13 protein-coding genes are annotated in these 13,102 nt (G+C 68.3%); 1 reads left to right on the forward strand and 12 read right to left on the reverse strand.

Translation table 11 applies throughout. The features are described 5' to 3' along the window. Window positions 1-123: 123 nt before the first annotated feature. From D0D37_RS28005 to D0D37_RS28025, 5 genes are all read right to left on the reverse strand, one after another. Entirely contained in the window at window positions 124-1,779 is a 1,656-nt protein-coding gene (locus D0D37_RS28005; protein WP_116203581.1) for a PucR family transcriptional regulator, read from the reverse strand. A 77-nt stretch (window positions 1,780-1,856) separates the two neighbouring features. After that, window positions 1,857-2,963 (reverse strand): o-succinylbenzoate synthase, encoded by a 1,107-nt coding sequence (gene menC, locus D0D37_RS28010; protein ID WP_116203582.1) that lies wholly within the window; start codon window positions 2,961-2,963, stop codon window positions 1,857-1,859. Next, the gene (locus D0D37_RS28015; protein ID WP_208720176.1) at window positions 2,960-3,838 is read right to left on the reverse strand and encodes a GNAT family N-acetyltransferase; all 879 of its coding nucleotides are present in this window, start codon (window positions 3,836-3,838) and stop codon (window positions 2,960-2,962) included. The genes menC and D0D37_RS28015 overlap by 4 nt, the downstream gene beginning before the upstream one ends. Window positions 3,839-3,885: 47 nt before the next feature. Continuing rightward, window positions 3,886-5,043, reverse strand: a complete 1,158-nt coding sequence (locus D0D37_RS28020) for a M20 family metallopeptidase (protein WP_244223702.1) — start codon at window positions 5,041-5,043, stop codon at window positions 3,886-3,888. Further along, complete coding sequence (locus D0D37_RS28025) at window positions 5,040-6,515, reverse strand: amidohydrolase family protein (protein ID WP_116203584.1); 1,476 nt, start codon at window positions 6,513-6,515, stop codon at window positions 5,040-5,042. The genes D0D37_RS28020 and D0D37_RS28025 overlap by 4 nt, the downstream gene beginning before the upstream one ends. 151 nt (window positions 6,516-6,666) lie before the next feature. Between D0D37_RS28025 and D0D37_RS28030 the strand changes: the two genes are divergently transcribed. Further along, complete coding sequence (locus D0D37_RS28030; RefSeq protein WP_116203585.1) at window positions 6,667-7,062, forward strand: VOC family protein; 396 nt, start codon at window positions 6,667-6,669, stop codon at window positions 7,060-7,062. A gap of 56 nt (window positions 7,063-7,118) precedes the next feature. Here D0D37_RS28030 and D0D37_RS28035 read toward each other — a convergent pair whose 3' ends face one another. The 7 genes from D0D37_RS28035 to D0D37_RS28065 all read right to left on the reverse strand — a co-directional run bounded on the left by D0D37_RS28035 (window position 7,119) and on the right by D0D37_RS28065 (window position 13,064). Beyond that, the gene (locus tag D0D37_RS28035) at window positions 7,119-8,021 is read right to left on the reverse strand and encodes an MBL fold metallo-hydrolase (protein WP_116203586.1); all 903 of its coding nucleotides are present in this window, start codon (window positions 8,019-8,021) and stop codon (window positions 7,119-7,121) included. Then, on the reverse strand, window positions 7,996-9,222 hold the full coding sequence (locus tag D0D37_RS28040; RefSeq protein ID WP_116203587.1) for an MFS transporter: 1,227 nt from the start codon (window positions 9,220-9,222) through the stop codon (window positions 7,996-7,998). The genes D0D37_RS28035 and D0D37_RS28040 overlap by 26 nt, the downstream gene beginning before the upstream one ends. After that, entirely contained in the window at window positions 9,219-10,466 is a 1,248-nt protein-coding gene (locus D0D37_RS28045) for a carboxylesterase family protein (RefSeq protein WP_116203588.1), read from the reverse strand. The genes D0D37_RS28040 and D0D37_RS28045 overlap by 4 nt, the downstream gene beginning before the upstream one ends. A 243-nt stretch (window positions 10,467-10,709) precedes the next feature. Continuing rightward, window positions 10,710-10,910 carry a hypothetical protein gene (locus D0D37_RS28050; protein ID WP_116203589.1) on the reverse strand — a complete coding sequence of 67 codons (201 nt, stop codon included), beginning with the start codon at window positions 10,908-10,910 and terminating at the stop codon, window positions 10,710-10,712. Between the two features lie 7 nt (window positions 10,911-10,917). Then, a complete protein-coding gene (locus D0D37_RS28055) occupies window positions 10,918-11,460 on the reverse strand; it encodes an RNA polymerase sigma factor (protein WP_116203590.1) in 543 nt (180 codons plus the stop codon). A 6-nt stretch (window positions 11,461-11,466) separates the two neighbouring features. Further along, window positions 11,467-11,658: a ferredoxin gene (locus tag D0D37_RS28060; RefSeq protein ID WP_116203591.1), complete on the reverse strand. Its 192-nt coding sequence runs from the start codon at window positions 11,656-11,658 to the stop codon at window positions 11,467-11,469. Then, the gene (locus tag D0D37_RS28065) at window positions 11,655-13,064 is read right to left on the reverse strand and encodes a fatty acid desaturase (protein WP_116203592.1); all 1,410 of its coding nucleotides are present in this window, start codon (window positions 13,062-13,064) and stop codon (window positions 11,655-11,657) included. The genes D0D37_RS28060 and D0D37_RS28065 overlap by 4 nt, the downstream gene beginning before the upstream one ends. Between the last annotated feature and the right edge of the window lie 38 nt (window positions 13,065-13,102).

Raw genomic sequence — 13,102 nt, forward strand, 5'->3', positions numbered from 1 at the left:
TGGTGTCTTTCGAGAAGAAGATGGGTTACGTGGGTTCGGTAATGCTAGTGAGAGACGAGCTGTGTGGGGGCGGGGGGCGGAGGGCTCGTGAGTGTTCATCACGGTTCTAACCGTGATCAACACTCACGACGTCTCGTCGGCCCTTTCCACCCGCGGCAGCAAGTGCAGCTGCACCATCGCCGCGAACCGGTCCCCCGGGTCGTCCAGATCGATCCCGCCGACCTCCGCCAGCCGACGCAACCGGTACCGGAACGTGCTCGGATGCACGTACGCCGCAGCCGACGCCGCGCTGATGTCCCCGAACGAATCGAGCCAGCACCGCAACGTGTGCACCAGCTGGGACTGATGTTTGGTGTCGTACTCCAGCAGCCGCGCGATCGGCCCGGTCGCGACGTCGCCACGCGCCACGGACAGGTCGGCCAATTCCAACATCAACGCTTCGATGTGCGCGTCCTCGGCGGTGATCACCCGCTTCGAGCCGCCGTTGGCGAGCAACACCCGCAGGGCGCGGTCGGCCCCGTCGCGGGACGCGCGCAATCCGGATCCGTCGAGGGCCAGCGGACCGATGCCGATCGCCGCGGCGACCCGACGGCCGGTGCGTTCCAGGAAGGTCGACGCGACGCGCACCGAGCGTTCGCGGCAATCGCCGTGGTTCCCGGGCATCGGGACGATGCCGTACGCGACGTCGCCGACCAACGCCACCGCCGATCGGGGCTGGACGGCGCTGAGGTGCATGGCGAACGCGTCGGCGACCCGTTGGCGTTCCGTGACCAGCCGGAGGTCGTCATCGGGTGCCTCGATCAGTCCCATGGCGAGGACGATCGTGGGCTGCCCCAGCAACCCGAGGCGCGCGATGGCCTCCTGCGCGCCGGAGCCGCCTTCGAGCGCGGTGCTGACCAGATCGGCGCGCAGCCGGCGTTCGACGTCGGCACCTGCACGCAACCGAAGCATATGCAGCGCAACGATTTTCGACGCATCGATCAAGGCCGCCGTACGTTCTTTGCTTAGCTCTTTGTCGACAGCGGCCCAAATCGACCCGAGGACCTCGTCTCCGGCCCGGACGGCAAGCGCGGCGCGGGGCATGACGATCTTCTTGTCGTAGCCGTCTCCCGGATACACATAAACCGGGCCCTGATCGCGGTAGAGCCGCTCGAAAACGCCGTCCTTCTCCAGCTCGCGAGTGAACCGCTCCGGCACCTGGCGGCCGAGAATCGTCTCGACGCGCGAGGGGTCGGCTTCGTCTTGGCGGCCGGAGAACGCGAGGACGCGCGAGTTGCGGTCCTCGATGGTGACCGGTGCGTCGAGCAGCGCCGCGATGGCGTTGGCGAGGGCGAAAAGATCACCGGACGGCATCCCGCCGAGCGTCTGCGGGGAAACGTCGCCGACGTCGCCCTCCGCCAGCAGCGTGCGGAGCATGGCGGCCAACTGCGCCCACGACGCGCCGCTGGCGAGCCCGAGCAGCGCGACCCCGGAGGAATTGGCCGCCCGCACGAGTTCTGTCGAGGCAGCTACCGGCGCTCGGACGACCAGCGCGGTCGCCCCGCGCGCGGCGACAGTGTGCAGGAGTCGCACGATCTCGCCGGATTCGCGCACCCCGACGCCGAGGACCACCGCCTGAGCCGGGAACTCCGCGTCGTCGTGCGGGTCGTGAATCACCACCCCGCCGAGCTGCCGTCGCGTGTCGCGACCGACGGCGACCGGTTCGAGGAGCACGTCCCCGAGCGCTTCGAGGACGCGTCCCAGACTCGTGTGCGGTTTGCTCGGCACCGGTGTCAGCACCCCCCGAAGGTAGATCCGGCCTCGTGCGGACCGGCTGGTCCGATCCGACCAAATCTACCTCCGGAATTCGTAGCGGGCTACGAACCGATCCACACCTTTGCCGTCGTCACCTCGTCCAGCAGCTCCGGAATCGGTGCTACGCCGAGGCCCGGTCCGGTCGGCACCGGCAGGTGGCCGTCGGACAGCACGAACGGCTCGGTGATGTCGGTCCGGTAGAACCGGTCCGACGCCGAGGTGTCGCCGGGCAGGGTGAAGTTCGGCAGCGAGGCCAGCGCGACGTTCGCCGCCCGGCCGAGACCGGTCTCGATCATCCCGCCGCACCACACCGGGATCCCGTGCGCCGCGCACACGTCGTGCACCCGCCGCGCTTCCAGGTAACCGCCGACGCGGCCCGGTTTGATGTTCACGATCTGGACCGCGCCCAGTTTGATCGCGTCCGCCGCCGAGCGCGCGGACACGATGGACTCGTCGAGGCAGATCGGCGTCTGGATCCGGCGCGCCAGTTCGGCGTGGCCGAGCACGTCCTCCTCTTCGAGCGGCTGCTCGATCAGCAGCAGGCCGAACGGGTCGAGCCGGGCCAGCTGCGGCGCGTCGCCGAGGGTGTAGGCGGTGTTCGCGTCGACCTGCAGCAGCACTTCGTCACCGAAGCGTTCGCGGACCGCGCGCACCGGTTCGACGTCCCAGCCGGGTTCGATCTTCAGCTTGATCCGGACGTAGCCCTCGTCGAGATATCCGCCCACGACGTCGAGCAGCTGCGGAATCGTGTCCATGATCCCGACCGAAACGCCGCACGGCACGGAATCGCGCACCGACCCGAGTTCGGCGGCGAAAGACCGCTCATGCGCGCGGAGTTCGGCGTCGAGCACGGCCATCTCCAGCGCGCCCTTGGCCATCCGGTGGCCCTTGAACTTCGCCAGCAGCGGCGTCACCTTCGCCGCGGTGAGGTCTTCCGCGGCCAGCAGCGCCGGGATCAAGTGGTGCTGCAGCACGTGTTCCGCGCCGTCGTTGTACTCCGACGAGTACACCGGCCCGGCCATCGTCACGCATTCGCCCCAGCCTTCGCCGGTCGGCGTGACCGCGCGCAGCAGCAAGAGTTCGCGGACGGACTGGGTGCCGAACGAAGTCCGGAACGGGGCGACGAGCGGCATCTGCACCCGGCGCAGTTCCACACCGCTGAGTTTCACTGCTCCTCCTTGGAGATCACGTAGTAGCCGGCTCGGTCGAAACCGGTCACCCGGCCGCCGGCGCCCATCAGCCCGCCGAGCGATTCGCGCAGCGCGGCCCGCCACGCGTCCGCCTTGCCGGGATCGGTGGTACGCAAGCCTTCGATGTCGGACGGGACCGCGACGAGCACCACCGGCGCGTCCGCCGAACCGGTGGCCGGACCGCCGTCCGCGGCCACTTCGAGGGCCACCGCCGCGCCCTGGTCAAGCAACGTCTTCGCGTCGGTGCGGACCGGTTCGCCGAACGCGGCGGTCCGCACTGACGGACTGGCCAGATCCCAGGACACCATCAGCCGGTCGGTGTCGCCCGAACCGTTGATGCCGTCCGCCATCGGCCCGTAGAAATCCCGCAGATACCGCACCGGGAGCGCGCCGAGTTTGCCGAGGTTGAAATAGCCGTTGCGGCGCACCAGCGGGTCGAACGTCCATTTGATTGTCGAGACGTCCTGCGCCAGCGCCCAGCCGCGCTGATGCAATTTCAGCGCGTATCCGATTCCGCGACCCGCGCCAGCTTTTGAAACTCCGGCGATGTGACTGTGCAGACTGCCCTTTCCGGGGTTTCCGAAAAAGCCGACACACGCGCCGAGCATTTCTCCGTCTGCAAACGCACCTGCCACGTAATTCCCCGCCGACGACAGCGCGCGCAGCAGTTCCGTAGTCACCGGACGGGTACCCGGCGCGGACCGCCAGATCGTCTCGAACAGCACTCCGACCGCGGTCATTTCCGCGATCTCGGTGATTTCGCGGACTTCGACCCCCGAGGCGGCAGCCGCCGCTTGAGCGGCCGCGACCGCCTCGTCGCACGCTCCCGCCGCGACGGGTCTTTCCGTGTTCATCGCAAGATTCGTCACGGGATGATCCTTTCCCGGCTTCCCCACCGACGTCACCGTCGTGCTCGACCAGAATCGCCGGCCGGATTCGTCGGAACCGACGGACTCCCCTTCGTCAGCACGTTCTCCACCAGCGCGGCCAGCAACGCGGTCCGCTTCGGCAATTCCTCGACCAGGACATGTTCATGATCCGCGTGCGCGCCGCCGCCGACCGCGCCGAGGCCGTCGAGAGTCGGCACACCGAGACCTGCGGTGTAATTGCCGTCCGAAGCACCGCCGACGGCCGCCTCGGTCATTTCCGGCAATCCCAGTTCTGCGGCCAGTTCCTTTGCCAGCCCGTACAACGCGGCCGAAGAAACGGCGTCCAGCGGCGGACGGTTGATCCCGCCGGTGACTCGCACCTGCGCTTCGTCGAGGACCGATTGCAACGCGCGGACTTCTCGGTCGATGCGGAGCTGTTCTTCCTCGTCCCACACGCGCACGTCGACCTCAACCGCAGCTGCGGCGGGCACGGTATTCACTGTGGTGCCAGCCGAAAGCACTGTCGGCACAACGCTGGTCCCACGCTCCGGACTGGCAAGCGCGGCGACCGCGAGCACCTGATGCGCGATCTCGATCCCTGCGTTGATGCCCTTCTCCGGTTCGAGACCAGCGTGCGAGGCGCGTCCCGTCACCTCGATCCGGTAGTGGGAAACGCCTTTGCGCCGGGTCTTGATCGCACCGCCGTCCGCCGAGGCTTCCAGCACGAACGCCGCCGCGCAGCCCTGTGCCTCTTCCTCGATCAGCCCACGCGACGACGGCGAGCCCAGCTCCTCGTCGCCAGTGACCAAAATGGACAGCCCATTGCGGTCTGCCAGCGAAGCCGCGACGTGCAATGCCATCACGACACCAGTCTTCATGTCGAAACAGCCCGGACCGCGCAAAACCCCGTCCTGCACGGAAAACGGATGTGTCTCCAGCGAACCCATCGGCCAGACCGTGTCGTGGTGCCCGAGCAGCAGCACGCGCGCCGGACCGGCACCGAACCGCCACCGCAGATGCGTCCGTCCATCCAGGACAATCCGCTCCGGCTCCACGCCCAGCAACGCCTTGCCGACTTCAGTCACCACGTCGGCGCTGTGCGCGACCGCATCCAGGTCGGACGACGGGGATTCGCAGCACACCAACGTTTCGATGTCGGCGAGCAGGGCGTCCACCTTGAACTCGGTCATCGCGGTTCTCCTCGCAGCGGCTGGCCGGGGAACGCGTCGGTGAGCAGCTGCCCGTCGCGCACCACCGGAGTGCCCGCGACGAACAGGTGCCGGACGCCGACCGCGGGCCGGGTAGCGTCGAAATACGTTGCGGTGTCAGTGATCGTGGCCGGATCGAGGACGACGATGTCCGCGTCCGCGCCGACGTTCAACCGGCCCTTGGTCCGCGCACCGGGTGCGACCTCGTCGAGCACCCGCGCCGGGAGGTAAGAACAACGCCGGAACGCCTCCAGCCAGGTCCAGACACCGGCCTCGCGCACCATCAGCCGCAGCGACTTGGAGAACGTCCCCGCAGTACGCGGATGCGTCGCGCCGCCCGGCGGCAGCGGCCACTCGGTGGATTCGTTGGCCCCGTTTTGCCAGTACACCGGCATCGCGTCGCTCGCGACGATCGAGTCCGGGAAGGCGAGCGCCTGGTGCAGCAGAGCGCGGTCGACCGGGTCCTCCTCGTCGAAGAACTCCAGAATGCACGGCGCACCCGGCGTCTCGGCGCGGACCTGCAACAACCGTCCCTCGTCCGCGATCCGCTCGCCGGTCTCCAGCAGGATCACCCGCGACGGGTTGAGGCCCTTCATCTTCAGCCGCTCCGGCGAGATGAAAGCCGCGCCGACCGCGGTGCTGCCCGCGCCGTACGGATAGGCCTCGACCGTCACCCGCGACCCGGCGGCACGACTCGAGTCCAGCGCGCCGAGCACGCGGTCGGTGTGCCGGATGGAGGTGCTGTTGACGTGACAGTGGTGCATCGCCGCGCCGGTCTCGGCCGCGACGATCGCGATCTCCTCGGACCCGTCGACCGGCGTGCCCGGATCGACCTCGACCAGCTCGCGGACGTGCGTGTAGGTCGGCGCCTCAGCCTGTTTGGCCAGCTTCGCCAACGCCAGGAACTCGGCCGGATCGCTGGCCGGCGCGTACCCGAGCAGCACGCCGACGCCGAGCGCGCCCGCCGCCAGCTCACCCTCCACAAGGGACAGCCAAGCGGCCAGTTCGGTCTTCGACGAGGACCGCTGCCAGGCCGGATTGCCGAGCACGGAAAGCCCGGTGTTGATGTTCGCGTCCGGCTCGATGCCGGCGAGCACCTTCGCCCGCGCGGAACCCCACGAGGCCGAGAAGCCGTAGTGCAGCGGACGCCCCGCCGCGGCGGCCTCGGCGTAGGCCCGTTCGACCGGCATCAGCCCGGCCTCCAGGTCGAGCGCCGTCGTGACGCCGTCCATCGCCTGCAGCCGCTGTCCCGCGATCGTGTGCACGTGGCTGTGCAGATCGATGAACCCCGGCCCGACGACGTACCCGGCGACGTCGATCTCCACCTGGTCGTCCGCACTCGGCAGTCCCGGTCCGACCGCGATCACCTCGCCGTCGGATACCAGCACGTCAGCTGTGCCGTCGAAGCCCGTAGCCGGGTCGATGACGCGACCGCCACGCAGCAGTGTCCGCATGCTTGCCTCCTCGCCTCGCTGCTGGCGACCCTAGGAGGTTTCCCGGGCAGTACGTTCGTGCGCGCGGACGAATCCGGGGCGGCAGATCTATCCGCGCGCACAAACCGGAATTCGCTGGGCTGGGGTGCGCGCGGGCCCTAAGCTCGCGCGCATGGCCTGCCGGATCACCGAACTCGTCCTCGACTGCGCCGACCCGCAACGGATGGGCGATTTCTGGTGCGAAGTGCTCGGCTATGTCGAACTCGGCTGGGACGGGGAAGACCTGGAGATCGGCCCTCCCGAGGCCGGTTTCGGCGGCCCGCAGCCGACGTTGATCCTCAGCCGCAGCAGCGACCCGAAACCGGCGAAACTGCCGCTGCACCTGGACGTGAACCCGACGGACCGGGACCAGGACGCGGAACTGGAACGCCTGCTCGCGGCCGGGGCGCGACCCGCGGACGTGGGCCAGACCGGCGAGGAGTCGTGGCACGTGCTCGCCGACCCGGAGGGGAACGTATTTTGCCTGCTCCGCCGCCGGGTCGCCCCGGTTACTGTCGACGGTCCGTGAGGGGAACCCTGAGGGACTCTGATTCCCCTAGGGTTCCCCTCACGGACTTTGGCCAGCTACGCGAGCCACTCCCGATACCGGAACTGCCCGGTCCGGAGCAGGTCGTCGGCGAACTCGAAGACGTACCCGGCCTGACCACGCCGCACCCGACCGGCGGACGGCGCGGGGAAATGCGTCGGGAGCAGCACGGATCCACTCGCGGCCGCTTCCTCAAGCAGGCGACTGCGCACCTCCGCTGCGGCCCCCGGCTCAACGCAGTACCGAGTGCTCAGCTCCGGATGCCGCACCTGCACCCCGTGATGCATCGTGTCCCCGGCGAGCAGGACGGTCCCCGCACTGCCACGAACCCGCACGCACACGTTCCCAGGCGTATGCCCAGCAGCGGGAACAAGCTGAGCATGCTTGCCCAGCACCGCGTCCGGAGCCACAAAGCTCAGCTGTCCGGCCTCCTCGATCGGCCGGACACTGTCGGCCAGGTAATCACCGGTCCGGCGCATGGCCGCCCCGCCAGCCGCACTCGACCAGTACCGCAACTCCTCTTCGACCACGAAGTGCGGCGCGTCCGGAAAAACCAGCTCCCGCTGCGCAGTCGCGGCCCTGACGTGATCGGTGTGCAAGTGGGTGAACACCACCGCATCGACCTCCGAAGGCCGCAGCCCGGTCGCGAGGAACTGCTGCATCCACCGATCCGGCAACTGGTCGAACTCCGCGCGCTGACGGTCCTTTCCGGCCCCGACACACGCGTCGACCACCAGCACCTCGTCCGCCGAGCAGACGAGGAACGACTGGATGACGAAGACCAGCTTTCCCGCCGCCCGGTCGAACCACTGCTCCTGCGCGTACCAGTCGCCGAGGTCCGGTTCGAGTCCCGGGAAGAACTCCCCGGGCTCGATCAGCAGCCGGTCGTCCTCGACCAGGGGAACGACCGCGACGTCACCGAGATCGAACCAGTGCGCCATCGCGCTCCCTCCTAGCCCGCGACCGCACCCGGCTCAGCCCCACCGCGCAAGCGATTGCCACCAGCACCGGAACCGCGGTCGCCAGCACGATCGTCTGAGCCGACAACGCCAGCGCGAGCAGCAAGCCCGCGACACCGGGGCCGACGATCGACCCGATCCGCCCGAGCGCCGCGGCCCAGCCGACCCCGGTGGTCCGAGTGCTCGCGGGATAGATCGAGACCGCGAGAGTCAGCTGCCCGATCTGCCCGGCTGTGACCCCGAAACCAGCCCCGGCCAGCAGCAGGAACAGCAGAGTCTCGCCGAGCGGCACCGTCGCGACGAGCACCATGCACACCGCTCCGATGGCGGGCATCAAGATCAGCGCACGGGTGATCCCGATCCGCGCGGCCAACGGGATGAGCACGAGGCCGCCCGCGATGCCGCCGAGGGTGAGGAACGCGAGTCCCAGCGGGGCCTTGCCCGCCGCGAAACCGTATCCGGTGAGAAGCGTCGGAACCCAGGAGATCAGGACGTACGCGGTGATGAAGATGAGGAACGAGAACGCCCAGATGAGCGACGTCGGCAGGCGCAACCCCTCGCCGAACAGCCGGCTGACCTTGGCCTCCTGCTTCGCGGTGGTCGCGACCGCGGGCTCGCGAGCGGGCAGCACCGCCGCCATGACCGCGGCCAGCACCAACGGTGCCAGCCCGGCGACGTAGAAGACCCCGGCGGACCCCACGCTGTGCAGGAGTTTGCCGCCGAAGAACCCGCCGAGACTGCTCCCGGAAGCGAGGCCGAGGGTCACCGCCACGGAGACCAGCTCCCGACGGCTCTCCGCGCTGTGTTTCGTCGCAAGCGAGACCCCGGCCGGAAGGACCAGCCCGAGACCGAGCCCGGTGACCAGGCGGGTCGCGGCGAAGACCGGCATGGATTTCAGGTGCAGGATCGCGGCGGTCAGCACCGTCGCGCCCGCGAAGATGAGGACGCCGGTGAGGATTACTGACCGTGCCTTCATCCGGGCTCCGACGTAACCCGCGGCCAGATATCCCATGACGACGCCGATGTTGGTCAACACCAACGGCAAGGTGAAGGCGGCGGGCGCGGAACCCCATTCGTGCGACAGCGTCGGGATCGTGAACGACAGGGCGGCGGTGTCGAAGCCGTCCAGGAGAACCGCGAGGAAGCAGAGCAGGACTACGGGCCAATGGATTGTCTTGCTCATGGCGTGTTCTCCAGTGTCTGAGGGGAATTCCCGATCCGGAAGCCGTTCCGCGGGCCTGGAGAACCAGACCGTGCGAATTCGGTCCACCACAAGCGCATTTGAGCACCAAGGCGTTCGACGTCAGCCCAGCTCGTGTCGCCCAACATCGGGCTTCCGCGCCAGGATTCCGAGGTGCCCAGGAGGAAAGGCAGTTCCAGGCAATGGATCGCGCCGTATCCGCCGTGTTCCGGAGTCCAGGCGAACTCGTAGGAGTACGCGCCGTACTGCTGTGCCAAGTCACGCGCCGGGCGACCGAAAAGCGGCTCGGTCTGGTCCACGATCGCCTGCCGGATCTCGTCGTCCCGCACTCCGATCGCGAACGCCTCGCACTCCTGCGTGGTATATCCGATCATCAAGTCCGGCAACGGATCGGACAGCCGCACGTCGAGGTCGACGATCCCGAACGGCGGCCGGGTCGACGTCGGGTCTTTCGCCGCGTTCCACCGGAGAGTGCGCTGTTGCGCGGCAAGCAACTGGTCGACGGAAGCGGTAACCGGATCTCCGCCGACCGCGTCCACGAAATACCGGCCGATCTCCAATGCTTTCGCGCGATCCTGGATGATCGCGGGATCCGGGGAACTCTGGACGATCGCCCGCCGGATGAGCCGACGGCTGTCCGGCTTGGACAGCAAGGCGAGCGTCGAAAGCGCGCCCGCGGACTGGCCGAAGACGGTGACATTGCCCGGGTCGCCGCCGAACGCCGCGATGTTGTCGCGCACCCATTCCAGCGCGAGCGTCTGATCCGCCAGGCCGAGATTGCCCTCGCTAACGCCGTCGTGGACCAGGTATCCGAACGCCCCCAGCCGGTAGTTGACCGACACGACAACCACGTCGCCGTCAGCGGCGAGCCGTCCGCCGTCGTACCAGGGAAGCGTGCCTCCACCGCTCAGGAAACCGCCGCCGTGCAGCCACACCAGCACCGGGCGGGCACCGGTCAGCGCGGGCGTCGCGACGGCAAGGTTGAGGCAGTCCTCGGACTGGGGCGGTTCCTCCTGCGGCGGCCCCATCGCGGCTTCCAGGCGCGAGCCGAGCTGCGGGCAGATCGGCCCGGGCAGCACGGCGTCGGAACGGGGCTCGGCTGGACGCGGCAACTGGAACCGCTCGGCGGTGCCGTACCGCACGCCGCGGAAACGCAGGACGCCGTCGTGGACGCCGATGACCGGACCGGACGGCGGCTGAGCAGTGACAGGCTGGCATTCGGTCATCGCGGCTCTCCTTTGAGCGGGTGTCCGGCACCTTCGACCCGCAGTCAGGCTAAGAAAGTCCGGAATGCCTGACCAATGCTCTTTGCCGCCCGAGACATGCTTGCCCAGCTATACCCTGATGCCCACCGCGGCTTCTGGTCCGCTCCCGTGGAGGTCCGTGAAGGGCTCCTTGAGGGAATCTGATTCCCTCAAGGAGCCCTTCACGGACTTTCGCCGGTCGGCACCGCCTTCGCGGAGGAAGGTTCACCGCGAAACGCGGCTCCCCGCCTCAGCTGGTTCGGCGCGCACCGGCCGAGACACGCGCGCGGGCTCGGTCCGCTTGCCGCCGGAAAAGATCTCCGCGAGCTTCCCGATCAGCATCCCCAGCAGCGGAAGCCAGATCGGGCACAGCATCAGCACCAGCAGCGGCCCGATGATCTTGAAAATCTCCAGGAATCCGTGCATAACAGCCTCACGCCTTCTCGGTCTCGGCCAGCAGCGTCGCGAGCGTGCGCACCGCGCGGTGCTGCAGCGCCCGGACGCTGTTGGGGTTCTTGTTCATCGTTTCGGCGACCTCGGCGACGGAAAGTCCGGCGAAAAACCGCAACCGGACGCACTCGCGCTGCGGTTCGCTGAGGTCGGCAAGACACCGCCGGAGCGCGGCGGCCTCGATCCGGGCCAGCGCGAGCCGGTCGGCTCCGCCTCGGACGTCCGGTCCGTCGTGATCCTTCCCGTCGAGGAGTTCACGCCGGTAGCGGGCCGATTTCCGGTGGTCGCGCAGCAGGTTGTCGGCGATCGTGTACAGCCAGCCGGTGAACGAGCCGACGTCCGGGCGGAAGTCCGGCAGTTTCCGCCACGCGCGCAGGAACGCCTCGCTCGTCAGGTCTTCGGCGACCGTCGCCGTCGGCACCCGCATCCGCAGGTAGCGGAAGACCGGCGACGCGTGTTCCTGGTAGATGACGGCGAACGCGGCCTGGTCGCCAGACCGCGCTCGCCCCAGCAGCTCCGTCTCCACCGGGCCTCAATCCCGCAGCCGCAACGCCGCGACCGGGCACGCGCGCACCGCCGCGTCGACGAACTGCCGGTCCTCCTCGGGCGGGGTTTCGTCGAGAACCTGCACCAGTCCGTCGTCCCCGACCTCGAAGAACTGGTCGGCCATCGCCTCGCACATGCCGAGGCCTTCGCATTTGCCGTGGTCCGCAACGATCTTCATAACGCCGCCTCCCGAACCACCGGCACGAAGTCGACCTTGTCGCGCACGCCGCAATCGGGGCACGTCCAGTCGTCCGGAATCTCCGACCACGCGGTCCCAGCGGCGAAGCCCTCCAGCTCATTGCCTTCGGCGACGCGGTAGACGTAGCCACAACCGGGGCACCGCGCGGCATCCACGTCGTCGGCCAGCTTCGACCGAGTGTCCGCGGCGGGTTCCTCCGCAGCAGCAGCGGCCACCGGGTATTTCTTCAGCAGCGACGGCAGTTTGCCCGGCTGCACGTTCGCCTGCCGGATGTCGCCGTCGAAATGCCGGTAGACCCGCGGGTCCATCACCTTCCGGAACCACGCCGGGACCAGTGCGACGACCATCATCCCGGTGTAGCCGGTCGGCAGAACGGGGCTTTCCTTGAAGTCACGCAAAGTCTGGAACCGGCGCGTCGGGTTCGCGTGGTGGTCGCTGTGCCGCTGCAAGTGGTACAGCAGCACGTTCGTCGCGACGTTGTTGGAGTTCCAGGAATGCGCCGGAGTGACCCGTTCGTAGCGAGTCTTCGCACCATGTTTGACCTGCTTGCGCAGCATCCCGTAGTGCTCCATGTAATTCACGATCTCCAGCAGCGAGAACCCGAACACGGCCTGCACCACCAGATACGGCAGGATCCCGACGCCCAGCCAGGCAATCAGACCGCCCCACAACACCACGCTCATCAACCACGCGTTGAGCACGTCATTGCCGAGGTGGAATGGGTGACTTCCCTTGCGCGCATAGCGTTTCCGCTCGACACCCCAGGCGCTGCGCAGCGAACCGAAGACCGTACGCGGCCAGAACCGGTAGAAGCTCTCGCCCAACCGGCTCGACGCCGGGTCCTCCGGAGTGGCGACGCGGACGTGGTGCCCGCGGTTGTGCTCGATGTAGAAATGCCCGTAGAAACACTGCGCCAGCGCGATTTTCGCCGCCCAGCGTTCCGTGTCTTCCCGTTTGTGGCCGAGTTCGTGCGCGGTGTTGATCGCGATACCGGCGACCGTGCCCAGCGTGATCGCGAGGCCGATCTTCCCGCCGACCGACAGCTCACCCCGTGCGAGCATCCACGCTCCCACAATGAAACCGGCGTACTGCAACGGCAGGAACAGGTAGGTGATCCAGCGGTAGTAGCGGTCCTCCTCCAGCGCCTCCATCACCTCGTCCGGCGGATTGGTGTGGTCGTAACCGGCGACGAGGTCGATCAGCGGCACGAGAACCAGCACGACGAGCGGTCCGAGCCACAGCACGGCGTCGGATCCGGTCGCGGCGCGCAGCCCGATCGCGGCGAACGGCAGCAGCGGCACCACCAGCCCGAGCAGCCACAAGTGCCGCTTCCGGTCGTGCCAGGCGGTCTCGCCGTTAGCTCCGGCGAGGCGGTACTTCTTCATGGCGGCCTCCACGCGGTCTGTCGTTTTCCTGAAGGTAG

Source organism: Amycolatopsis circi (genome assembly GCF_003385235.1).
Lineage (GTDB): Bacteria > Actinomycetota > Actinomycetes > Mycobacteriales > Pseudonocardiaceae > Amycolatopsis > Amycolatopsis circi.